Consider the following 23,504-nt stretch of genomic DNA (forward strand, 5'->3'; position numbering starts at 1 on the left):
CAGCGTCACGCCGCATGAAAATCAAGGTACTCGGTTCATCGGCGGGCGGTGGTTTTCCGCAATGGAACTGCAACTGCCGTAACTGCGATGGCGTGCGCAACGGAACGCTAAAGGCACAGCGGCGCACGCAGTCGTCCATTGCCGTGAGCGAGAACGGCCAGGACTGGCTGCTGGTTAATGCATCGCCGGACCTGCTGGCGCAAATCGCGGCCCATCCCGAACTGCAGCCGGCGCGACGCGTGCGTGACAGTGGCATTGCAGCAGTCATCACCATCGACGCGCAGATCGATCACGTGACCGGCCTGCTGATGCTGCGTGAACGCGATACCCCGTTGCCGCTCTACGTCACCGATGCCGTCCTGCACGACCTGAGCACGGGCTTGCCGGTTGTATCGATACTCGCGCATTACTGCGGCGTCGAACGCCATGCCATTCCACTCGATGGAGCGTCGTTTGCGGTTCCCGCGCTGCCGGGCATCCGCATTGAAGCGCTGCCGCTTTCGAGCAAGGCGCCGCCCTATTCGCCGCATCGCGAAGCGCCGCAACGCGGCGACAATATCGGGCTGACTTTCATCGATGAACACTCGGGCAAGCGTGCGTTCTATGCGCCGGGCCTTGGTGCGCTGGAACCGCACGTCCTCGAAGCGATGAATGCTGCCGACTTGCTGCTGGTCGACGGCACGCTCTGGACGCCGGACGAAATGATCGAACTCGGGCTCTCCAAAAAGACCGCCGCCGACATGGGCCATCTCGCGCAAACCGGCACGGGCGGCATGATCGACGTGCTTGATTCGATCGAACGCGCCGGCGTGCGCAAGGTCCTTATCCACATCAACAACACGAATCCGATCCTGATTGAAGACGGTCCCGAACGACGACGGCTCGCGGAACACGGCATTGAAGTTGCATTCGATGGGATGGCATTCGAACTTTAAGCAACGCTTACAGGAGGACGCAAGTGAACGGCCCCACTCCGATGACCAGCAACCACGCGACAGACCACACGACAGCCTGGACTCGCGAAGAGTTCGAAGCCCAGCTTCGCGCGAAGGGCACCGCATATCACATTCATCATCCGTTCAACGTGAAGATGAACAAGGGCGGCTGTTCACGCGACCAGATTCGCGGCTGGGTCGCGAACCGCTTTTATTACCAGATCAACATTCCGCTGAAGGACGCGGCCGTGATGTCGAACTGCCCCGATCGCGAGACGCGCCGGCGCTGGGTGCTGCGCATCCTCGATCACGACGGATACGGCAACGACGAAGGCGGCATCGAGACATGGGCCCGGCTGGGCGACGCGGTGGGTCTCTCACGCGACGAACTCTGGTCGCTCGAACACGTGACGCCGGGCGTGAAATTCGCCGTCGATGCCTACGTCAACTTCGCGCGCCGCGCGCCGTGGCAGGAGGCGGTGTGTTCGTCCCTGACCGAGATCTTTGCCCCCCAGATCCACAAGGACCGGCTTGCCACGTGGCCGTCGTGTTATCCGTGGATCGAACCCGATGGACTGACGTATTTCCGCTCGCGTATCTCGCTCGCCCAACGCGATGTTGAACACGGCTTGCAGGTCACACTCGATTACTTCAAGACCCGTGAACAACAGGAACGCGCGCTCGAAATACTGCAGTTCAAGCTCGACATCTTGTGGTCAATGCTCGATGCCATCGAAAAGGCCTTCCCCCAATGACATCGCCACTGCTCAAGCTCAAGGGAATCTTCCGGCTGCAATGGGAACCGGCGCAGGAAGCGCATGTGCTGCTGTATCCCGAAGGCATGGTGAAGCTCAACCAAAGCGCGGGCGAGATACTCAAGCGCTGCGACGGCACGCGCGATATCGACATGTTGATCAAGGACCTGCAGCAAGCCTTCAATGCGCAAGGCATTGACGAAGAAGTCCGTTTGTTTGTCGCCGAAGCCGAGCGCCGCGGCTGGCTGGAAAGCGCGGAGGCTGCAACATGACCAACATGAGCGACATGAGCAAGATCGCGCCGCCGCTGTGGTTGCTGGCCGAGCTGACATACCGGTGTCCGCTGCATTGCGCGTTCTGCTACAACCCCGTGAACTACACCGACCACGCCAGCGAACTGTCGACCGATCAATGGCTCGGCGTGTTGCGCGAAGCACGTGCGCTCGGCGCCGCGCAACTGGGCTTCTCGGGAGGCGAACCACTTCTGCGCGACGACCTGGAAGTGCTCGTACGTGAAGGACGCCAGCTCGGTTTTTACACGAACCTGATCACGTCGGGCATCGGCCTGACGGACAAGCGTCTCGACGCGTTGAAAGACGCCGGACTCGATCACATCCAGTTGTCGTTCCAGGACTCGACCCAGGAACTCAACGACTTCCTGAGCAGCACGCGCACCTTCGACCTGAAGAATCGCGTGGCGAAATCGATCAAGGCGCATGGCTTTCCGATGGTGCTCAATTGCGTGCTGCATCGATACAACCTGCCTCACGTCGACAAGATCATCGACATGGCGCTCGCCATGGGCGCCGAATATCTGGAACTCGCGAACACGCAGTACTACGGCTGGGCGCATGCGAACCGTGCCCAACTGATGCCGACCGCTGAACAGTTGAAAGAAGCGGAAGCCGTGGTTGAACGCTACAGAAGCGAAATCGGCGACCGCTGCAAGATCTTCTTCGTCGTGCCGGACTACTTCGAAACCCGGCCGAAGAAATGCATGAACGGCTGGGGCTCGGTGTTTCTCGGCATCGCTCCAGATGGCGCCGCACTGCCGTGCCACACGGCTCGTTCGCTGCCCGGTCTCACCTTCCCGAACGTGAAACAGGCATCGATTCGCGAGATCTGGTACGACAGCGACGCGTTCAATCGCTTTCGCGGCTTCGACTGGATGAAGGAACCGTGCCGCAGTTGCGAGGAAAAAACCATCGATGCAGGCGGTTGCCGCTGCCAGGCCTACCTGCTGACCGGCGACCCGGCCAACGCCGATCCGGTCTGCGATAAATCGCCCCACCACGAAGCCGTGATCAACGTGGTGCGCCAGGCGGCCGCTCAATCCGCTCAATCCGTTCAACGGGAGCCGGACGAGCAGCCGATCCTGTTTCGCAACGACAGCAATTCGCGCCGGCTGGCGGCGGCGTCCGACGATCACAACCCAAACCATCGCAACGTCACCGATCTCGCGGGAGTCCACAAATGACCATCGCCAACATCAGTGTCCTCCTGGTCGATGACCACGCCGTGGTGCGCGAAGGTTACAGGCGCCTGCTCGAACTGAGTCCCGACGTGAGCGTGGCCGGTGAAGCCGCCGACGCCGCGCAGGCGTACCAGCGTTTCTGTGCATTGCGTCCGGACGTTGTCGTGATGGATCTGGCGTTGCCGGGCGCGAGCGGCATTGAAGCGATGCGGCGCATGCTCGCCCGTGAACCCGACGCTCATGTGCTGATCTTCAGCGTGCACGAGGAAACCATCTTCGTGCGCCGCGCGCTCGATGCCGGCGCGCGAGGCTATGTGACCAAGGCAAGCGCGCCCGATGTCCTGGTCGAAGCGGTCCGCGCGGTCGCCGGGCGAGCACGCTACCTGAGCGCGGACGTGTCGCATGCATTGGCGCTCAGGGCCGCGTTCCAGGAGGGCCCCCCGGGACGCCATTTATCGGCGAGGGAATTCGAGGTGCTGCGCCTGCTGGTGCAGGGCTATACGCTGCCGAGCATCGCGGAAAGACTGGGCTTGAGCCAGAAGACCGTTGCCAACCATCAGTCGGTGATCCGGCAGAAGTTCGGCGCGGACAATGGCGTGCAGCTTGCGCAGATGGCAAACCGCCTGGGCCTTCATTTCACCGATTTCGCCAACTCGGCGGGTTCGCTAGGTTCGTTCAGTTCGGGCAATCCGGCCTGAACCGGCACGCGCGCGCAGAACAAAAAACCGCTGCCCGGCTGGCTGGCAACATGGAACTCGCCGCCAATCGCCTCGACGCGCTCGCGCATGCCGATCAATCCAAGGCCCGCACGCGGTTTTGTCAGGTCGATGCCCGGACCGTCGTCGGTCATGGTGACCACGATCTCGTCTCGTTGCTTACGTTCTCCATTCGGATCATCCGCAGTCCGAACCAGATAGATCTCCACTCGCGATGTGCGCGCGAACTTCGATACGTTGGTCAGCCCTTCCTGCACCAGCCTGTAGAGCGTGATATTCAGCACGTCCGCCAGATCCGAGAAGTCACCGTCGACCGTCAGGGCAAACGACGCCTGTGGCAGGCGCTCACGCCAGCTTTCAACGCAATGTTCCAGTGCGCTCGGCAAGCCGAATTCATCGAGTCCGATGGGCCGCAAGCGCCGGATCATTCCCCCTATCTGCCGATACACCGTGCTCGCGCTCTGCATGACCGCCAGCGACAAGCGATGGACTTCAGGCTCGCCTTGCGCTGACAGATCACGGATACGTCCCGCATCCAGCGCAATGGCGTTCAGGTACTGACCGAGTTCGTCGTGCAATTCGCGCGCGAGATGGCGGCGCTCGTTTTCCTGTGCCCCGATGCTTTCGCTGGCGAGACGCCGGTTGTCGGCGAGGAGCCTTTCAGCTCGCTCTTCAAGCACACGGCGATGCAGCAATTCCTGTTGTGATTCCCGATAGCGGCGCCAGGCAAACCACGCCAGGCCCAAGGCCAGCACGACCAGCGTGGGCGGATATTCGTCCATCTGGAAGCGTTCGAACCGGCGCGTGAGGGAATACGTCAACTCGCCGACGTCAAAGCGCATGCACAGCACGGCAGCGAGCACCGTGACCGCCAGCACGCACGCGAGATCGCGCCACACGCTCGAGTGCGTGCTCGGACGAGATGCGGGCGCTGGCGCGGAGGAGATCGGGGAATCGGGTGGCATGGCGCTCTCATTCTACTCAGCGCGCGCGCTCGCGTCGCGTGCGAACCGAGCGGGTTGGGAATGCTTCCCCCTGTAATCGGGAAGACCTCCCGGTTGCACGACGCGCATCTTGTGGGACGCTTTCAGTATGGCAACGGCGCGGATATTTTCTGCGTCGAACTTATACCGAAGTCATACCGATAACAACACCCTGCAGGAGACAATCATGAGCCAGGCCCCGCATCACCGTCCTCGCAAGCCTCCATTCGCGCTGCGCGTGTGCTTGGGCAGCGCGCTTGCCGGCCTCAGCGCCACGGCCTGGGCACAAGATGCAGCCTCGCCGCCGGTGGCTGCGTCCGAGCCGAACCTGATCCAGCTGGCGCCGATAGTCGTGGTAGGCACCACGCCGCTGCTGGGCATCGGCACGCCGCTCGAGAAGGTGCCGGCCAATGTCCAGACCATCAAGGGCAGCGCGATCGACGCGCAGCATGGGGCGGTGCTCACCGACTACTTCGAGAAGAATGTGGGCAGCGTCGACATCAACGAAGCCCAGGGCAATCCGTCCCAGACCGACATCAACTATCGCGGCTTCACCGCGTCACCGCTGCTCGGTACGCCGCAGGGTTTGTCCGTGTTCCTCGACGGCGTGCGCATCAACGAGCCGTTTGGCGACGTGGTGAACTGGGACCTGATCCCGCAAGCCGCGATCAACACGATCCAGGTGATCCCCGGTTCCAACCCGACCTTCGGCCTTAACACGCTCGGCGGCGCCATTGCTGTCACGACGAAAAACGGCCGCAGCAATCCGGGCGGCGAGGCCGAAATTTCGGCAGGGTCGTGGGGCCGCAAGACGGCGCAGATAGAGCAAGGCGGCGTGATCGGCCAGAATCTCGACTATTACTTCACCGCGAACACGACCAACGACGACGGCTGGGCCGACCACAACTCCAGCCGCCTGCGCCAGGCGTTCGGCAAGCTGCGCTACACCGACGCGGACACCACGATTTCACTGTCCATGGGGGGCGCCGACAACGACCTGCAGGGCTCGCAGACCATCCCCCGCTCCTTCCTCGATAACTACAAGCAGGCCTACACATTCCCGGACCAGAACCAGAATCAGGTTGGCTACCTGACGCTGTCGGGTGAGCATTATTTCAGCCCCAACCTGCAAATCAGCGGCAACATGTATTACCGGCACTACCGGAACGTGAACACCAGCAGTAACACTAACGACGACTTCGGTGAGGTCGATGACAACGGCAACGTCAACACAGTCCAGGCGACCAATGAACAGTCCGTGATCGTTACGGACAGCTACGGTGCGAGCCTGCAAATGACGCTGCTCAACAAGCTGGCCGGGATGGAGAACCAGTTCGTCGCGGGCATGGCGGGCGACTTCGCCAACTCGCATTTCACGCAGGCTTCACAAGACGCCCAGTTCACCGACTCAAGGGCGACCATAGGTATTGGTCCCTATGAGTCTCAAACCGATGCAAAGACGCGCAACGCAAACTATGGCGTGTATTTCGAGGATACGTTGTCGATCACGGAGCAGTGGTCCATGACGCTGGCCGGACGTTATAACTGGTCCAAGTCCGTCATCGGCGATGAAAGCGGTGTACAGCCGCTGCTCGACGGCAGCCATACGTTCTCCCGCTTCAACCCGGCGGTCGGCATCAACTGGAACCCGACCCCCACATTCACCGCCTACGCCACGTACAACGAAGGCATGCGCTCGCCGACCGCGATCGAACTCGCCTGTGCCGATCCGGCCTCACCCTGTTCCCTGCCGAACGATTTCATTGCGGACCCGTCGTTGCAACCGGTGATTTCCAAGACCTACGAGATCGGCGCGCGTGGCCAGCTCGGACATGCAACCTCATGGAGCGCGGCACTCTACCGGACCACGCTCGACAACGACATCCAGTTCGTCAGCAGCAACGGCGCGGCCAGTACGCTCGGCTTTTTCCAGAACGTGGGCAAGACGCGCCGGCAGGGACTCGAGCTGGCCGGACGCACGCAGTTCGGGCCACTGGCCGTGGCCGCGAGCTACAGCTACGTGGACGCGACGTATCAATCGACGTGGACCGAAAGCAGTTCCAGCAATTCGAGCGCCGACGCCAACGGCAATATCACTGTCAAGCCAGGCGACCGCATTCCCGGCATTCCGCAGAACACGATCAAGTTGCGGCTCGACTATGCGGCGACGCCGAAATGGAATGTGGGGACCAACCTCACGTATCGCGGCAGCATTTTTGCTCGCGGCGACGAAGACAACCAGGATGTGAACGGGTCGGTAGCGGGCTATTTCCTGATCGACCTCGACACCACCTACAACATCACGAAGCAGCTACAGGTGTTCGCCAGCATCACGAACCTGCTCAACAAACGTTATGCGAGTTTCGCGATCCTTGGCGAGAATGACTTCGATGGTCCGAACCATACCTTCAACGGCGCCAACCCGGCCAATGAGCAGTTCCTTGGCATCGGCGCGCCGAGAGGAGCGTGGGTAGGACTGAGGTATGCGTGGAAGTAAGTTTTGTTCCGCACCGGGGTGCATCTGTCTCGGCTGATCCCCGGTGCGAACGAGACTGGCGTGCTACTCGATCGACCCCGCGCTGTGCGGATACGTCACGATGCCCCACGCGAGCGGCAGTCCCTCGATCTGCTTGACCGGCTGGTAGCTGGTGGCATCGAAGACATACACCGCGTTCGACCGGCCGCATGCCAGCATCAGCTTCGAGCCGTCAGGCGTGAAGCTGAAGTGCCAGCAACGCAGGCCCACCGGCACATCGGTTATGTGATCGAAGGTCTTGGCATCGAATACCTGCAACACCTTGCCGCGCGCCGCCGCGACCATCAGGCGCTTGCCGGCAGGGTCGAACGCGACACCGTAGGGACCAAGCTGGGTATCGACAGTCTTGAGCACCTTGAAGCTGTGGGCATCGAGCACAACGAACTTGTTGGTGTTCTCAAGGGTGACCACGTATTGCTTGCCATCAGGCGAACGCTTGATGCCGCGCGGGCGCGATCCATGGTCCAGCTTGAGCGTGCGCAGCGGCGCGCCCGTGCCAACGTGATACACCGAGACCGTATCGTCCCCCTCGTTGGTCACCAGCATTTCCCGGCCATCGCCGGAAAACTCCACACCCTCCGTCTCGTGCCCGCTCTTCACCGAGCGGATCACCCGCAAAGTCTTCAGGTCGACAATCGCGATCTCCGCCGGCGGCTCATTCGCGTTGTCATCGCCCTTTCCTGCGCCCGGGGGACCGCCTTTATCGGCTCCTGGCGCTCCTCCTGATGCACCCGGCGCTCCCGGTGCCCCCGACACGCCCGGAGGCGGGCCGCCGTCTTCTCCCGGCTCGTAGGTCACGTAGGCGTAGTTGCCATGCACCCGGACAAACTCCGGATTCTTGCCGATCTTCACCCGCCGCAAAATCTTGCCCGTGGCTGTATCGACTTCTGACAAATCACCTGGTTTCTTGTTCGCCAGCAGCAGCCGGCGGCCGTCAGCAGTCAGGCTCAAGCCGCGGGGGCCATCGTCGCCGAACGCGAATGTCTTCGCGAGTGTCATCTGGTCGAGGTCGATCACGCCGACCCCCGCCGTCTCGCTCGTCACGTAAGCTGTCGGCGCCGCCGCCCACGCCGGACTTGCGCCGAACGTGATGCCAGTGGTCACCACCGATGCGAGCGCCAGATACGCCGTCACCTTTTTCAAATGCATGTTCGTCTCCGCCTGTTGTTCTGGTCGGTGCACCGGATGTCTTCGGACATCGCGGACCCAAAGGCCAACTTAGCCCATCATGGCGGTACTTGACAACGTATCGGGGCAGGAGATTCTCCCGAAAGCGTCTTTCGACAGCGCGCCCGCGGGTCTAGCGAGTTGCATCGGGGTCGTCGGCGAGACGGTCGACCAGCGCCTTGACGCCGCGACGCCATGACAAATCCGTGTTGCCGCGAATATCGACCGAGCGCTCGAACACGGTCTTGCCCGACGCCACGTCTTCCACGCGAAGATTGATGTTGATGATCAAGTTGCTGACTTTCTGCACCCAGCACACCCCGACACGCTCAACGCCGAGTTTGCGTCCGACTTGCCGCTCGCAGCCGTTGCACGCGTTCATGTCCTGCGCCGCCGTAAGTTGCGCAATCATGGCGCTCGCGGGCGCGTTATCTGCGACACGAAAAAGCTGACGGTCGCGCAACTGGGCGCGCAGATCGTCGCTGATCAAGACAACGCGGGCCTGTTGCGTACGGTTGGTATCGGCGTCGTTGTAAGAGGCGTTATCGTCGATGAGCGTGCAGTCGATAACAGCAATCGACCGTGTCGCAGCCATTGCCTGCGATCCGGCAGTGACTACTGCAAGACATAGCGCGACACTGCGCAGAACACGCAATGTGCGCCGCTGTCCGCCATGTAAAACGCTTCGCAGCGGCAGCATGGCCATAGGTATCCACGAGTCGATGATTCGATTCTCCATGCCGCAGCCCTTTTACATAGTTATCCGGATCACATGATCCTGGCCAGTCACCGCTCGCTTCGCGCCAGCATGTGAAGCTGAACTGCTCACCGTCTGGCCCCGTCTTAAACGCAAGCCTCGCAAACCCCACGAAGGTAAAAATCGCCAGGTTAGCAGCAGTAACGCAAGCAACGCCGGACACCAGTTAAGATTGGTCGCCGCGGGCTCCCGGTGCATCAACTGCGGATCGAGCATGGCGCGGGTCAACGCCTCGGCGCCAAACAGCCGCTGATACTTAAAGCCAATCCGTGACGCAACCGACGCAAGGTACTCCCCCTGCAGTTGCGACAACTCCTCGTGGCTTTCCACGGTAGTCGGCTTGCCCGGTATGGTCGGGACCTGAATCACATCATCGGCATGCCAGAATCCCACCCTGTTGCCGTTGGCATCGGTCTTGGGAATGTTGGCGGGCTGGTCCCCGCCCACGCCAATTAGCCAGCCATGAACCTTGCCGCTGGCCACTTCGCGCACCCGGTCATTTGATGGCAACACGGGTGGCGCTTCCTGACCGTCGGTCATAAAGATCACCGCGGTATCCAGCCCGACTTCCTGCGCCGTTCGCACCGCCGAGTAGATGCCGCCCTCAGCCACGCGGCTCCAGTTTGTCCAGCGCATGCGCCCATCGATTTCATTTAGCGACGACAGCAGCGTGTCGAAATTGCGGCAGACTTCAACGGGCGGCAACAACAGCAAAGTACGTTGTCCGGTAAACACGCTCCATCCGACCTTCGATCCGCAGGGCAATTTTCCCAACGTTTCACGTGTAGCGGCACGGGCGAAATCAAGCCGGCTGGATGGCGCATCGTTCGAGCCCACGTCCTCGGTGTCCATACTTTGCGTGATATCGAAGGTGACGATGTAACGCGCGGTATCGCGCGGCAAAATGACGGGAGGCATTGCGAGCGCGGCGACCAGCAACAGCAGCGCGAGCACGACCGGCCACTGTTGCCGGCTGAAAATATTTCGGGCAAAACGTCGCCCATGTAGACCGGTTTTCACGGCAGATCCTCAGCCTGAGCGCCGCGCAACTTGACGTCGTGCTGCTCCTTGACATCCGGCTCGTCGGCGCTCTCGGTCTCTTCGGGAGCGCGCCATAACGCGCGCTCGAGGTTGTAGCGTGCATCCCAGTCGCCGGGCGTCACGCGCAGCAACTGGCGGTATCGTTGCTTCGCCTGTTCCAGCAGGGGCAACGATTTGACAGGACCGGGATTTCCCTCGCCGGTCGCCTGACGCAAATACATATTGCCCAGGTTGAAAAGCGCAGCCTGCGCCAGGTCGCTGCCGGCGTCGTCTTGTATCTGCGCCTCATAGAGTTTCTGCGCGTCAGCGTATGCACCCGCTTTCGACAGTGCCATCGCACGGGCCAATCGAGCCTCGGGTAGATCGGCCAGATGGGACGGCACACTGGTGATGATGCGTGCTTCGGCGACAGCCTGGCGCACATCTTCAGCATGTTTCATTCGTAATCCGTCATCCGCCGCCACCGCCGCACAACCCAGCGCAACAAGTCCAAACGCGATGTGAGTCCAGGAGCGTCTCATGTCCAACTCCTGACCTGAACCAGATTCAACGCGAGCAGGAAAGCGCAGAAGACCAGCGCGGCCGCAAACCAATAGGCACTGTGATCCTGTCGCGGCAACTGCTCGACAAACGACACCTGATATTTTTGTTGCCGGTTGATATCGGTCATGGCGGCGGCCATCGCATCCGCGTCGCTTGCTTGATAGAGGTGATACGGGGATTTCAACGTGACAAAAAACCGGTGCAGCTCGGCCTCGGCGGAGGTATCGTCGGCGGTGACCGCCCGCAGATCAGGGCTGTATACGCCACTGCGCAGGTAGATGAAATACAAGTCGATCTGATTGCGTGCGAGACCTTCCGCTATATCGCGACGCGCTTGTGCGTCGAGTCTTGCGCCGCCGTCCGAGACAAGTACGATCGCCCGGTGGCTGTCGTAACGACGTCCGTCAAATTGTCCAATCGCTGCATGCAAACCGCGATCGAGCTGCGTGTCTGCCATGCCGCGGCCAATTCCCGTGCCGGCTATCGCGGCTTGAATAATTTCATGATTCGCCGTGAACTGAATGACCGGTATAGCGCTGATGCCGAACATCATGAACGCGAACCGGTCGTTCGGACGGTCATCGACGAAACGGGTTATCGCCCGACGAGCGACTTCATTCTTCGACATGCCCCGCGAGTCGATCGGCTGCCGCCCCATCGCGTCATCCATGCTGGAACTTCGGTCCATCAGGATGAGAATTTCGGCACCGGTACCGGTGTGCAAAACGTGCATGTTGGAACGGCCCGGGCTTGCCAGACCAATGACTATGCAAAGTATCGCCAGCACCGCGCAGCCTCGCCATAATGTCCCGACCGCACGCCCCAGCGGGTCGACCGGCAGCCATCCTATATACGAAAAGCTCAGCGTATCGCCGCGTCGACGCAGCAACGCAAGGCAGGCGAGCGGCATGAGAACAAGCACGTAAGGATGAGCGAAGTCGATAGGTAAAGTCATTGCTGCTGACGCCTCTCCGCGCGATAGAGCGCGCGGCTCAAGTCGAGCAAGGGGAAGCTTTCATCGGCTGAACGCGACGCAAAGAAACGCTCGCCCGAGTGCTGGTAGAAGAGTTCGAGCTGCGGCTGCAGCGCTTGCAAATGCGGCGCTCTTGCAAGCAGGCCCGGCAGTGAACCGGCATGCACGACCTGCCCTGCCGTCTCGTTTAATGCACGGTGCAGACACAGCCACCCGTGCGCGTTTTTATCGGATTGGGATGAATCGAAGCGCTGCATTTCCATGTACGCCCGGGCAAACGGCAAGCGCGCCGCTTCGCGTGTGTTACGCCATTTCCACCAGCCGAACCATGCGACAAGCGTCAATGTAAGGAAGCAAAGCGCCCACATGGCCTGCCTACGCAGCGGCGCAATGGCGGGTAACGGCGCTGGCCGGTCGGGACGCAGTGGTAGAAGGTCACCCGTGCCAAATGCCGTATTTGGCGTGAGCGGACTCACGCTTACCGGCCATTCCGGTACCTGTAGCGAACCCAGTGTCAGGGCGGGGAGTGAAATGGTGGTGAGCGTTTGCGGCGCGTTCACGATCTGATAGTCGATGACCATCCATCGCCGCCCTTCCCCATCCGTTTCAATGCGCGGATGGCGGCGCTCGAACCAGATGCCGATGCGCCCCGTCGATGGCGTCGCGGCGGCGCTAGAACCGTCGTTGCCCAAAGGGAGCAGGATGCGTTGCGAAAGCACATCGCCTACCGTGTAGCCGAACGCGCGCGGTTGCTCCATGGTGACCGGCGCAGGCGCCGCCCTGGCAGCATGCGTCATGCTTAGGATTACTGCCGTGATGACCAGGAATAGCGGACGCGCGAATAGGCTCATGCGACTGCTTCCAGGAAGTATCGCGACAACGCTTCGGCCTCGAATGCGCCCTGAACGTAGAACGGCCGTATCCCGCGTTTATCGAAAATCCGCTCGATTTCGGCACGCCGCCGCACGACGGCGTCGCGCCAATCCCGACGCGTTTTACCCTGCAGCCACACTGTTCGGCGCTCTCCCGTTTCGGCGTCATCAACAGCCAGCAGCCCGCCATGCTCCGGTGGTTCGACTTCCGCGGAGTCCCATATAACCATAGGGATGGCGTAGGCATGGGTCAATGTATCCAGGATCGTCGGCAGCCGTTTCAGCGGCCAATGAAAATCCGAGACGATAAAGACAATCCCCTGCCTCCCGGCAAGTTTCGCGACCGATTTTTCCAGTCCATCGATACCTCCCGCCACGCCGGGAGATTGCGCGGCACGGCGCACTGTGGCCGCCATCACGTCGCCGACACCCTGACCATAGCGCGCCGGTGAATAGAGATCTTCACGCTCGGCGGCATCGAACGCGAGCATGCCGACCTGATCGCCCGCACGGAACGCGCTGTAACCCAGCGCGCCTACAAAATCCGCCGCAACGTCGAGCTTGGATTTGAGCCGCCCGAAGTGCATCGACGCGGATACGTCGATCAATACGTACACCGGTACGGCCACGCGCTGCAGATGAACGCGAACGAGCCACTCGGCGGGAATAGCCCGCAAGCTCGCGCGTAAATCAATACGGCGTGGATCTGGATGATCGAAAAGACGCGCGTGCATGGCGAATGCCTGACCCGCGCCGAAACTGGAACCGGGATGCGATCCGGGTCGCGAACCGCCGGCGCGCATTGGCAACCGGTAGTGAAATTCTGGCATTGGGCTCATCGCATTCATGACGTTACGGCACCGCGACTCTCGCCATGATCTGCGCAATTAGCGCTTCCGCAAGTTCCTGTCGGCGCAGTTCGTAGATTGGCGTGAAGAACACGCGATGCCCGAGCGCGGGCAACAACACGGCATGAATATCCTCCGGTATCAGATGCGAGCGCCCGGCCAGCCACGCGACCACACGCGCTGCCCGCAAGAGCGCGCTCATGCCGCGCGGACTCGCACCCACGAGGATGAGCCGCTCCATGTCAACACCGTCCAGGGCAATATCGAATTGCAGCGGGTTCTCGGTCGCGCGCCAGATGTCGAGCACGTAGCGCTCGATCGTTGCGCTGGCGCTCACGTTGCGTTGAATGCTGGCGCCGATGTCGTTCAGCTCTGCCCATCGGACCACGCCAGGCGTCACCCGCTCGAGCAATGCGTCGACGTCGTGGAAAACGGGATCAAAAACCAGCGCGCGTCTTACTTCGGAATCTGACGGCGTCGGCATATTCAGCTCGAAGAGAAACCGGTCCCGGGCAGCCGATGCCAGCTCGAAGGTCTCCTCGCGTTCAACCTTGTTACGATCCGCGAACACCGTCATGTGAGGAAAGTGATATTCACGGTCGAACGCGGAAACGGAACGCTCGGCCATCGCGCGAAGCAGGAGCGACTGGACCTGCGGCCGCGCCCGGTTGATCTCGTTGAAGAAGAACGTCGTCAGGCTTTCACCGTGGCGCAGCAAGGGACCGGGATCAATACGAGGCCTTCCGTCTGCGTCTACATACGTGTGATAGATGAGGTCGCCCGGCATCATGTCGATGGTGCCTTCCACGCGCCCGAAGCCTCCGCCGATGGCCCGCGAAAATGCGCGCAGCACGGTCGTTTTGCCGACCCCGACGCCGCCTTCCAGCAACACGTGACCGCGCGCAAACAGCGCAACGTTAATCAGGCGGATAATTTCATGCTGGCCTGCGACGGCGGCGGTGACGCTCAACTCCACCCGCAATGCACTCTCGCGCCAATCCTGAAGTTGCTCCTCGAAAGCCATCGGCCCGGTCTCCTGTTGCACGGCAGCACTGTGTAGGAAACAATGCGCCGGAGCGAGAGAACGCAAGAGTCGTACCGAGTTTAAACACGCGCGGGCTCATGTTCAAAGGCTTGCCGGCGAGGGTTTTAATCAGCAATGGCATGAACGGCTGAGAAACACACTGTCACAGCCGGCGGTACACGTTGTGCCTGCGATTCAACGTAACTAATCGCGCAGGTTCATAAGGTCCGGGCACAACGGAGGCTTTGTGCCGTCATGCTTTTCCTTCTGTGCATAATGGGCGCTCACTCTATTCCGGGTTCAGCGCGTGCCTGTACCCGATGGCGGCTCTCGCGGTCGAAATCGCGCGCCGCAATAAGCAATAACGATCAAGATCGTTCGATGCTTGCCCGCTATCTCCACGGCTTGCTTGACCGTTTTGTCATGGGTTTTCGCTGGGGCAAACAGGGCCGCAAACACGGCAGCAAGCGCGACCAGGCAATTCTGGTGACTGCGGCAATGCTCGGTGCGGTGATCATCGCTCGCGCAGGCGACGATCCAGAACTTTCGGATGAGATCCGAATTACCAATGAAGTTGGCCGCCGATCTTCGCATCGGCGCTGTAGAGGAACTCAATTAGCTTCCGGAAAATTAACCAAATAACTTCCGTATTTCCCGCTTTTAAACCATATAACTTCCGTGCTCTCTCCGACCCTCTTCGAGCGAAAGACGAGCATGAGATGTCCAAACTCGTAGAGATAGGTACGGCTTTGCTCGGCAGGTCATCGGCCTTGGCGGATTTGGTCCATCGACGATGATATGCCGGCTTGCTGCTGCAGACCGGCCATTCGCCAACGACGATAGCGAGCGTCCGCTACGGCCGTCGATGATCGACGATCTCTCCATCGATGATAATGTCGAGAGGCGTTTTCACGTACCTCGCTCGCGTCAGCGTTATCGTGCTTTACGTGTAGCTCCACTTTCTTGATCCCACGTCATGCCAACCAAGGTTCAGCAGCGAAGTGGGCCTTTTCGAACGCCTTTATTCGCTCGCTGTAGCTAGCCAATATCTGCTCGATTTCATCAAGGCCCGACAGCAGAGAATTCTTGCGGGAGGCGTCGAGGTCAAACGAATAACTCTTCCCACCCTGGCAAACCACCCGCTGCTCCGGGAGGTCGATTGTCATGGGAGTCGGTTCGTCTATCCGGGCCAGCTCGCTGAACAACTCTTCGACAAGTTCTGCCGGCAGCCTTATTGGAAGTAAGCCGTTTTTGAAGCAGTTGCCGTAGAAAATATCGCCGTAACTGGGTGCGATGATGGCTTTGATCCCCCAGTCGGCCAACGCCCAGACAGCATGCTCGCGGCTCGATCCGCATCCGAAGTTCGCGCGGCACAACATGATTTGCGCGCCATGATAACGGGGCTGATTAAGTGGGAAGTCCGGCCGCTTGGTCCGTTTCGTTATGTCGTCACCAGGCACGCCCACTTCGGCATATCGCCAGTTGTCGAACAGGTAATCGCCAAATCCGACGCGACTGGTCAACGCCATGTACTGCTTCGGCAGAATCGCGTCGGTATCGACGTCGGCCCGGTCGATAGGCACCGCGTAGCTATTCAGTATAACGAATGGTTTCATTCAGAGCTCCGCTGGGTCGATGAAATGTCCGGCGATAGCTGCTCCAGCCGCCATAGCTGGGCTCACCAGATGGCTGCGGCCACCACGCCCTTGTCTTCCTTCGAAATTTCGATTCGAGGTTGAAGCGCAGCGTTCGCCCTCACCAAGACTGTCGTTATTCATCCCGAGGCACATGGAGCAGCCCGGTTCGCGCCACTCAAACCCGGCCTCGACAAAAATCCGGTCCAGACCTTCTGCTTCCGCCTGGTACTTGACGTTCCCAGAACCGGGTACGACCAATGCCTGCCGGATCGTGGATGCGACCTTCCGGCCCTTCACGACATCGGCGGCAATGCGCAGATCCTCGATGCGCGCATTGGTGCATGAGCCGATGAAAATCTTATCGAGCCTGATTTCCCGAATCCGCGTTCCCGCATCCAGTCCCATGTAATCCAGTGCGCGCGTTGCTGCTGCTCGCTGCTCGTGCGTTGACTCGGCAGCCGGGTCGGGCACGCATCCATTGATACCCGTGACCATGGCGGGCGTCGTTCCCCACGTCACCTGGGGCTGCAGGTCGCTCACGTCGAACACCGCCGTCTTGTCGAATTCGGCCGAGGGATCGCTGTGCAATGTCGACCATAGCTGCGTTGCGTCATCCCACTCCGTACCAACCGGGCTGGACGGGCGTCCGTCGAGATAATCGATCACCTTCTTGTCGACACCGATCAGGGCACAGCGAGCGCCCGCTTCCACTGCCATGTTGCACAACGTCATGCGGCTTTCCATGCTGAATCCGGATACCGTCTCACCTGAAAACTCCAATGCAAACCCAGTGGCAAAGTCGGTTTTATACCGGCCGATGAACGCCAGTGCGACGTCTTTCGCGTAGGTACCGCGCGGTAGTTCGCCCCGGATTTGCACGTTCAGTGTCTTGGGCCGGCGCAGAACCAGACATTGCGTTGCGAGAATCTGCTCCACGTCCGATGTGCCGATACCCAGCGCCAGCGCACCGAATGCACCGTGCGTCGTGGTGTGGGAATCGCCACACGCGATCGTCATGCCAGGCAGGGTCTCGCCCAACTCCGGCGCGACGACGTGCAGGATTCCTTGCCTGCGGTCCGTCAACTCAAAAAAACGTAAGGCATATTCGATGCAATTCTGCTGTAGCGCAACGAATTGTCGCTTGGCCGATTCGTTGTGCATCCCCGCAAGGCGATTTGTTGTGGGAATATTATGGTCTGCGGTCGCCAATACCGATGAAGCGCGCCACGGTTGGCGCGAGGCGGCACGTAAGCCGTCGAATGCCTGAGGACTCGTCACTTCGTTCAACAGGTGCCGGTCGACATACAGCAAAAAATAATCGTCATCCAGTTGTGAAACGACGTGCCGCTGCCAAATCTTTTCAAGCAGGGTTTGGGGGTAAGCCATGGTTATCCGTCATCGAAAGCGTGGGAGATGCTTGACGATGAGGATAGCAAGCCGGGGATCGGATTGAATTGACCGTTCGCGACAACTGCCGTCACGGGCCGGCAAAGCTCTTCGGCCCGGGTTTTATGTGAAGGATCTGTCAGACCATGCGTTTCGATATTGAAACTTTGCGCCTCTTTATTTTTGTCATCGAAGGAGGAAGCATTTCCGCCGCTTCCGAACGGGGGAATATCGTAGTGTCCGCTGTCAGCCGCCGCATCTCGGACCTGGAGCGGGACGCCGGAACGCCGTTGCTGCATCGCCGTAGCCGCGGCGTCGAGCCGACGCCCGCAGGCAACGCGCTATACCGGCGAGCGAAGATCCTGATGGACCATTTGCAGCAGATCGAATGTGAGATGGGGCAGTATGGAGACGGGGTGCGAGGGCTGGTGCGGCTGTCCGTCAACCTGACGGCGATGGCGCATTATTTGCCGAAGGAACTGAAGTCGTTTGTCAATCGCTTCCCCAATGTTCAGATCGGGCTTGTCGAGCGTCTCAGTGAGCAGGTATCGCGGGATTTACTCGGCGGTGATGCGGACATAGGCATAGCCGCGGCATGCTACATCGACGGAAGCCTGTCGGAACGGCCGTTCCGCACTGATCGGCTAGTCCTGATCACACCCGCAGACCACCCCTTAGGTCGACGTAAAAGCGTGAAATTCGCAGAGACCCTCGATTACGAGCACGTCGGCATGCAAGACGGCGCCTCCATTCTGGCCCTTGCTATCCAAGCGGCCAAAGCGCTGGGACGTCCTATGCGTCTCGCCATCCAGGTCACCAACTTCGAGGCGATTCGCAATATGGTCATTGCCGGACTGGGCATTGCCATCATCCCGGAAATCGCACTTGCCGACCGGGATCATTCCGACTACGCGAAGGTGAGGCTCGACGAACCGTGGGCCGGGCGGCAGCTCAAGCTCTTGTTCAAACCAACGGCGCCTTTGCCGATAGCGGCCATGCACCTTCTCGACCACCTTTGTACGAAAGGCGGCAAGCCAGAGATGGGCCCGGATCCAATGGAATGAACGCCCACGATAAAGATTCAACACCCATGGCACTCGGCGCCAGCTGAGTTGGCCGGCTATACGACTTGGTTGTCAATGGAGCTACGTCGCGCGCTAGGACGAACGGATCGAATGGACAAGAGCAGGCGCCCGGCGAATGGCCCATTCGATATGCGCGCGAGCCTCCCTCAAGACCGGTAGGCGCGTGGCAATCAAGTCATCGGTCGTGGTGCGGTCCGTCTCCGAGGAGCAATTAATCGCAGCGATCACGTTACCCTGGGGATCGCAGACCGGCACCGCGATCGATACGACGCCCATTTCGATCTCGTCCTGCTGAGTGGCAAAGCCGTTGGTCAGCGCCTTCGCGAATTCGCGGGCGAGGTCGTCGCGCTGGACCAGGGTCCTGGCCGTATATTGCGGAAAAGGCGCGCGGGTCAAGAGGCGCTGCTGTTCTTCGAGCGGCTGATTGGCGAGCAGGATCCGCCCGAGCGACGTGCAGAAGGCAGGTAGCCGATATCCCACGGACGCCCGTCGCGTAATGCTGCGCTTGCTGGGTACATGGCCAAGATAGACCACGTCGTCGCCATCGAGGACCGCAAAGGACACGGAATCGCGATACTCGTCCGCGACTTCCTGCAGGTACGGGTTGACCAGGTCCTTGAAGTTCATCGAGCGCAGATACGCCACCCCAAGCGACAACACTTTCGGCAACAGCAGGAAACGCTTGCCCTGCATTCCCACGTACCCGAGCGAGTGCAAGGTGAGCAGCGCGCGCCGGGCAGTGGCGACGTTCATCTGCGCGGCCTGGGCGACCTCGCTCAACGTCATTTCCGGCTGATCTTCGGTAAAGGCCTGGATCACCGAGAGGCCGCGCGCAAGCGCGGCCACGAAATCCCGATGAGTCTCATCAATGCGTTCAGACGGCGTTTGAGTCATGAAAGAAGGTAGGCGGTCATCGACAGGGCTCAACTATACTGTTTTTCGCCCTGCGAAAAACAGTTCGGCGGCAAAACCCTGGCAGCGACGCGTCAGAACCGATGCCGGATGCCCAGGCTGACGATGGTCTGGTTGCCGCCGCTCGAAGGCGTTGCCGTGAACAGCGTAGCCTGGACGTCGCCGCCATGCACGTGCTCATAGTTGAGCAGGGCATAGAGGTCAGTTCGCTTCGAGAGGAAATAGTCAGCCGAGACCATGTATTGCCCCCAGCGGGTTTCATTCAGCTTCGAGTAGGCGTAGCCGCCGAGCACCGATACCGCCGGCGTCAGCCAATAGGTCACACCGCCCTCCCAGGTGCTCAGCACGGCGGTTGAATTACCGCCCTTCATGTCGGTGAGCGAATACACGCCATGCAGCAACGCGGGACCGAACTTGTAGCTGCCTCCTGCCGCGAAAGTCGAAATCCGGTTGAGCGCAACCGTTCCGCTTTGCGGCGTGCCGAACAGGTCGGGAACGCCGATCGTCGCGGCCGGCGTGATGGTCGTATTGTTCACGCTCGTGTACGCGGCGGCGAGATTCAGATTGTCGCTGCTGTATGAGATGCCGTAACTTTGCGCGCTGCCTGCCGCCAGATGGCCGGGCTGGCCGCCCGGCGCGTAGAGCACGCCCACCTTCAATCCGTCGAACGTCGGGGTCTGGTAGGCAATGACGTTATTGAGCCGTTCCCCTCCGAGGCGATCGTAGTCTCCCAAATGGAAACCGTACGTACCGGCGTTGAACAGGTTGGTCATCGAGTACAGGTAGATCAGGAAGTCGTATTGCCGTCCCAACGTGATCGTGCCGGCGGGCGTCGTGAGTCCGACGAAAGCCTGGCGTCCGAACTCCAGGCCGCCCTGACCGAATGCCCCGTTGTTCAGCGCGAAGCCGTTTTCCAACGTAAAGATGGCCTGATAGCCGCCGCCCAGGTCTTCCGTGCCCTTGATGCCCCAGCGGCTGCCCTGCACGTTGCCGGACGTTTGCGTGAAAGCACTGTGGCCGCCTTCGTTGCTCACGTAGTTGAGGCTTTCGTCAATCAAACCGTACAGCGTCACATTGCTTTGCGCGTACGCGGTGCCCATGCCAACCAGCGAGCATGCGATGGCAGCCGACGACAGCAACGCCGCCTTGATGGAAGTTTTCATTATCGGTCTCCGGGAGATTTTTCTTTTAGCTATGAAATACGAATATATTTAAAGGATTACTAAATAATTAACAACAACTTGTAATTCGCTTGCGCCGGTTACCCCGGCGCGCGCGAGGAAACCTGGCTCAATCAGGTCGTCCGGTGGACGCCATTGCGCGGGGAATCGAAAGAATCAGGCAGCAGCACACCAGCAGGCATCCGCCCAGCACGTAGGTGCCGCTGTTGACGTCGCCGGTCACGTTCTTCGCCATGTTGGTGATCATTGCGCCGGTGATGCCGGACAAGCTGCCAATGGAGTTGATCATCGCGAGGCCCGCCGCTGCCGCTGCGCCCGACAGCAGGCGGCCGGCGAAGGTCCAGAAGATCGGCATGATGCTTATGATCCCGGATGCGGCGATCGAAATGAGCAGGATCGACACCGAGAGCTGGTGCGTGAATATCGCGCTGAGAATCAATGCGATACCGGCCAGCAGCGCTGGAATGGCGGCATGCAGGCGCCGCTCCCCGGTGCGGTTTGAATGCATGGCGTTCGCGACCATCACAATGCTGGCGGCGACATACGGCACGGCGGCAAGCAAACCGATATGAAAAGCGTCCTTGAGCCCTGCGGCGCTGATGATGGACGGCAGCCAGAACGACAAGCCATAGAAGCCGGTGTTCATGGTAAGCAAGATGCCGCACAGGAGCCATACGCCCCGGCTTTTCAATGCGGCGCGAAAGTCGTGGGTCTTCGTCACGTTCTCCGACGAGATGTTGCGCTTCAACAGCGATTTCTCTTCGGGCGTGAGCCAGCGGGCATCGTCGATCGTTTCCGTCAGCGTGAGCAGCACCAGCACCCCAAGGATGATGGCGGGCAGACCTTCAACGATCAGCATCCACTGCCAGCCGCGAAAGCCGAGCGTCTCGTGCATGTTCTGCAGCACCCAGCCCGAGACCGGTCCGCCGATACACAAGCTCAGCGGCAGCGCCACCATGAAGCCAGCCATGACGCGGTTCTGCTTGTGCGATGGGAACCAGCTGTTCAGATAGAGAACCACGCCAGGAAAGAAGCCCGCTTCGCACACGCCCAGCAGGAAACGCAGCCCGTAGAACATGGTCGCCGAACCCGTATGGAAGAACTGCCCCAGCGGCCCGATGTACATCAGCAGGATGGAGACGAGGCCCCAGGTCACCATGATCCGGGCAATCCAGCGGCGCGCTCCCACGCGGTGCAGCACGATGTTGCTCGGCATTTCGAACAGGACGTAGCCCCAGAACAGCATGCTCGCGCCCAACGCGTACACGTTGTCGCTGAGATGCAGGTCGCCGAGCATCTGCAGCTTCGCGAAGCCGATGTTGACCCGGTCGAGGTACGACACCATGTAGCAAAGAAAGAATATCGGTACACAGCGCCAGAACACCTTGTCGTACGTTGCTTTCTCCAGGTCCTGCGAAAGCTGGCTCATGCCGGCTTTTTCCACGCTCAACGCCATGACAGTCTCCTGATTGTTGTTCCCGCGCCGCCCGGCAATGTGTTCCGGGCCCATCTCTGGCGAGCGCGGCGATGTCTCACGCGCGCAGAGGCCCGAGGATTTCTTCGTTGTGTTCGCCGAGTACCGGCGGCGGCACGATCGAAAGCGAGCGCTCGCCGTTATAGCTAACCGGGCTGCGCACGGTCTTGTACTCGCCCATCGTCGCGTGGCGCGCGCTCACCAGTAATTCCAGGTGCTTGGCCTGCGGGTCTTCCAGCGCTTCGCTTGCGTCGTACATGGGCGCATGAGGTACATCCTGCGCGAGCAGGAGGCTGCACCATTCGTCACGCTCACGCTCGACGAATATTCCCGTTAGAACGTCGATCATCGCATCCTGGTTGTCGATACGGCCCTCGCGCGTCGAGAAACGCGGGTCGTCCAGCAAGCCCGGGACGCCGATCACCAAGGCCAACCCCTGCCAGAATTTTTCCGGCGACGACATATGCAGCGCGAGCCATTTGCCGTCCCGGCATTTCATGACATATGACTGCGAGACCATCGGCCGGCTGTAGGGTCCCATGACCTCGTTCGCCGAATAGTAGTGCGTGAATGCGTCCATGTTGAAATGCGTCATGGCCTCGAGCATCGACACTTCCACGCTCAGGCCCGTTCCCGTGCGCGCGCGCTCCTGCAATGCCCCGAGAATGCCGTAGGCGGCGTAGAAGCCCGTGATCGAATCGGCGATTGCCGGTCCGACCACGCGCGGGTTCTCCGGATTGACGAGCAGTCCGAGGAATCCGCTCGCGGCTTGCGCGACCGTATCGTATGCAGGACGTCCCGCTGACGGCCCCGACTGGCCGAAGCCACTGATCGAGCAGTAGATCAGGCGAGGGTTGATTGCGCGAAGACGCGCTTCGTCCACGTTCAGGCGCGCCGCCGCGCCGGGCCGGAAATTCTGGATGTACACGTCCGCAGTACGGATCAGCTCGTCGAAAGTGGCGAGGTCGCCGGCATCCTTCGTATTGAGCGTGACGCTGCGCTTGTTGCGGTTGTAGGTCTGGAAGTGCGGGCTGTAGAGGCCGCCGCGAAAGGCCCGGAAAGGGTCGCCCGAACCGGGCTGCTCGACCTTGATGACGTCGGCGCCGAGATCGCCGAGCAGCATCCCCGTGGCCGGCCCGGTAATGAATGTGCCCTGCTCGATGACACGAATGTTCTGCAATACCTTGATCACTTCGATTGCTCCA

Annotated in this window: 23 protein-coding genes; 8 read left to right on the forward strand and 15 right to left on the reverse strand. The window is 60.6% G+C overall.

Going from position 1 to position 23,504, the window contains the following annotated elements; translation table 11 throughout:
* Window positions 1-14: 14 nt before the first annotated feature.
* From pqqB to ACSQ8V_RS25795, 5 genes are read left to right on the forward strand one after another with little or no spacing between them, the layout of a single operon-like run.
* Window positions 15-935 (forward strand): pyrroloquinoline quinone biosynthesis protein PqqB, encoded by a 921-nt coding sequence (pqqB, locus tag ACSQ8V_RS25775; RefSeq protein WP_436207578.1) that lies wholly within the window; start codon window positions 15-17, stop codon window positions 933-935.
* Window positions 936-976: 41 nt separating this feature from the next.
* Window positions 977-1,690, forward strand: a complete 714-nt coding sequence (gene pqqC, locus ACSQ8V_RS25780; protein WP_436208012.1) for a pyrroloquinoline-quinone synthase PqqC — start codon at window positions 977-979, stop codon at window positions 1,688-1,690.
* Window positions 1,687-1,962 carry a pyrroloquinoline quinone biosynthesis peptide chaperone PqqD gene (gene pqqD / locus ACSQ8V_RS25785; protein WP_436184480.1) on the forward strand — a complete coding sequence of 92 codons (276 nt, stop codon included), beginning with the start codon at window positions 1,687-1,689 and terminating at the stop codon, window positions 1,960-1,962. Before pqqC ends, pqqD begins: the two co-directional genes overlap by 4 nt.
* Window positions 1,959-3,167, forward strand: a complete 1,209-nt coding sequence (gene pqqE, locus ACSQ8V_RS25790) for a pyrroloquinoline quinone biosynthesis protein PqqE (protein WP_436207579.1) — start codon at window positions 1,959-1,961, stop codon at window positions 3,165-3,167. The genes pqqD and pqqE overlap by 4 nt, the downstream gene beginning before the upstream one ends.
* Window positions 3,164-3,862, forward strand: a complete 699-nt coding sequence (locus ACSQ8V_RS25795; protein WP_213765738.1) for a response regulator — start codon at window positions 3,164-3,166, stop codon at window positions 3,860-3,862. Before pqqE ends, ACSQ8V_RS25795 begins: the two co-directional genes overlap by 4 nt.
* On the opposite strand, the gene ACSQ8V_RS25800 is transcribed toward ACSQ8V_RS25795, so the two are convergent.
* On the reverse strand, window positions 3,796-4,845 hold the full coding sequence (locus tag ACSQ8V_RS25800) for a sensor histidine kinase (protein WP_213765737.1): 1,050 nt from the start codon (window positions 4,843-4,845) through the stop codon (window positions 3,796-3,798). The genes ACSQ8V_RS25795 and ACSQ8V_RS25800 overlap by 67 nt on opposite strands.
* A gap of 205 nt (window positions 4,846-5,050) precedes the next feature.
* On the opposite strand from ACSQ8V_RS25800, the gene ACSQ8V_RS25805 reads away from it, so the two are divergent.
* Window positions 5,051-7,360 (forward strand): TonB-dependent receptor, encoded by a 2,310-nt coding sequence (locus ACSQ8V_RS25805; RefSeq protein WP_213765736.1) that lies wholly within the window; start codon window positions 5,051-5,053, stop codon window positions 7,358-7,360.
* 63 nt (window positions 7,361-7,423) lie between these two features.
* On the opposite strand, the gene ACSQ8V_RS25810 is transcribed toward ACSQ8V_RS25805, so the two are convergent.
* The 8 genes from ACSQ8V_RS25810 to ACSQ8V_RS25845 form a co-directional block, all read right to left on the reverse strand.
* The gene (locus tag ACSQ8V_RS25810; protein ID WP_436207580.1) at window positions 7,424-8,548 is read right to left on the reverse strand and encodes a cytochrome D1 domain-containing protein; all 1,125 of its coding nucleotides are present in this window, start codon (window positions 8,546-8,548) and stop codon (window positions 7,424-7,426) included.
* Window positions 8,549-8,699: 151 nt separating this feature from the next.
* Complete coding sequence (locus tag ACSQ8V_RS25815; protein WP_436207581.1) at window positions 8,700-9,305, reverse strand: DUF3280 domain-containing protein; 606 nt, start codon at window positions 9,303-9,305, stop codon at window positions 8,700-8,702.
* A gap of 12 nt (window positions 9,306-9,317) precedes the next feature.
* Window positions 9,318-10,241, reverse strand: coding sequence for an MxaL protein (locus tag ACSQ8V_RS25820; RefSeq protein WP_436208013.1), 924 nt, complete (start codon window positions 10,239-10,241; stop codon window positions 9,318-9,320).
* A 98-nt stretch (window positions 10,242-10,339) separates the two neighbouring features.
* Window positions 10,340-10,885, reverse strand: coding sequence for a tetratricopeptide repeat protein (locus ACSQ8V_RS25825; RefSeq protein ID WP_436207582.1), 546 nt, complete (start codon window positions 10,883-10,885; stop codon window positions 10,340-10,342).
* Window positions 10,882-11,862 (reverse strand): vWA domain-containing protein, encoded by a 981-nt coding sequence (locus tag ACSQ8V_RS25830; protein ID WP_436207583.1) that lies wholly within the window; start codon window positions 11,860-11,862, stop codon window positions 10,882-10,884. Before ACSQ8V_RS25830 ends, ACSQ8V_RS25825 begins: the two co-directional genes overlap by 4 nt.
* Window positions 11,859-12,731, reverse strand: coding sequence for a calcium incorporation protein MxaA (locus ACSQ8V_RS25835; RefSeq protein WP_436207584.1), 873 nt, complete (start codon window positions 12,729-12,731; stop codon window positions 11,859-11,861). Before ACSQ8V_RS25835 ends, ACSQ8V_RS25830 begins: the two co-directional genes overlap by 4 nt.
* Window positions 12,728-13,591, reverse strand: coding sequence for a DUF58 domain-containing protein (locus tag ACSQ8V_RS25840; protein WP_436207585.1), 864 nt, complete (start codon window positions 13,589-13,591; stop codon window positions 12,728-12,730). The genes ACSQ8V_RS25835 and ACSQ8V_RS25840 overlap by 4 nt, the downstream gene beginning before the upstream one ends.
* A 13-nt stretch (window positions 13,592-13,604) precedes the next feature.
* Window positions 13,605-14,624 carry an AAA family ATPase gene (locus tag ACSQ8V_RS25845; protein WP_213765730.1) on the reverse strand — a complete coding sequence of 340 codons (1,020 nt, stop codon included), beginning with the start codon at window positions 14,622-14,624 and terminating at the stop codon, window positions 13,605-13,607.
* 381 nt (window positions 14,625-15,005) lie between these two features.
* Between ACSQ8V_RS25845 and ACSQ8V_RS25850 the strand changes: the two genes are divergently transcribed.
* Window positions 15,006-15,266 (forward strand): hypothetical protein, encoded by a 261-nt coding sequence (locus ACSQ8V_RS25850; RefSeq protein WP_436207586.1) that lies wholly within the window; start codon window positions 15,006-15,008, stop codon window positions 15,264-15,266.
* Between the two features lie 332 nt (window positions 15,267-15,598).
* Here the strand turns inward: ACSQ8V_RS25850 and leuD are convergent, their stop codons facing one another.
* Window positions 15,599-16,240, reverse strand: coding sequence for a 3-isopropylmalate dehydratase small subunit (gene leuD / locus ACSQ8V_RS25855; RefSeq protein WP_436207587.1), 642 nt, complete (start codon window positions 16,238-16,240; stop codon window positions 15,599-15,601).
* A complete protein-coding gene (leuC, locus tag ACSQ8V_RS25860; RefSeq protein WP_436207588.1) occupies window positions 16,241-17,647 on the reverse strand; it encodes a 3-isopropylmalate dehydratase large subunit in 1,407 nt (468 codons plus the stop codon).
* A gap of 146 nt (window positions 17,648-17,793) precedes the next feature.
* Here leuC and ACSQ8V_RS25865 point away from each other — a divergent pair, with 146 nt between their 5' ends.
* On the forward strand, window positions 17,794-18,711 hold the full coding sequence (locus tag ACSQ8V_RS25865; protein ID WP_436207589.1) for a LysR family transcriptional regulator: 918 nt from the start codon (window positions 17,794-17,796) through the stop codon (window positions 18,709-18,711).
* 93 nt (window positions 18,712-18,804) lie between these two features.
* On the opposite strand, the gene ACSQ8V_RS25870 is transcribed toward ACSQ8V_RS25865, so the two are convergent.
* The 4 genes from ACSQ8V_RS25870 to ACSQ8V_RS25885 form a co-directional block, all read right to left on the reverse strand.
* A complete protein-coding gene (locus ACSQ8V_RS25870) occupies window positions 18,805-19,626 on the reverse strand; it encodes an IclR family transcriptional regulator domain-containing protein (RefSeq protein ID WP_213765723.1) in 822 nt (273 codons plus the stop codon).
* Between the two features lie 92 nt (window positions 19,627-19,718).
* Window positions 19,719-20,807 (reverse strand): porin, encoded by a 1,089-nt coding sequence (locus ACSQ8V_RS25875; protein ID WP_436207590.1) that lies wholly within the window; start codon window positions 20,805-20,807, stop codon window positions 19,719-19,721.
* 127 nt (window positions 20,808-20,934) lie between these two features.
* Window positions 20,935-22,281 (reverse strand): MFS transporter, encoded by a 1,347-nt coding sequence (locus ACSQ8V_RS25880; RefSeq protein WP_436207591.1) that lies wholly within the window; start codon window positions 22,279-22,281, stop codon window positions 20,935-20,937.
* Between the two features lie 76 nt (window positions 22,282-22,357).
* A complete protein-coding gene (locus tag ACSQ8V_RS25885; RefSeq protein ID WP_213765769.1) occupies window positions 22,358-23,491 on the reverse strand; it encodes a CaiB/BaiF CoA transferase family protein in 1,134 nt (377 codons plus the stop codon).
* Between the last annotated feature and the right edge of the window lie 13 nt (window positions 23,492-23,504).

The organism is Caballeronia sp. LjRoot31 (genome assembly GCF_964253885.1).
In the GTDB taxonomy this organism is placed as follows: Bacteria; Pseudomonadota; Gammaproteobacteria; order Burkholderiales; family Burkholderiaceae; genus Caballeronia.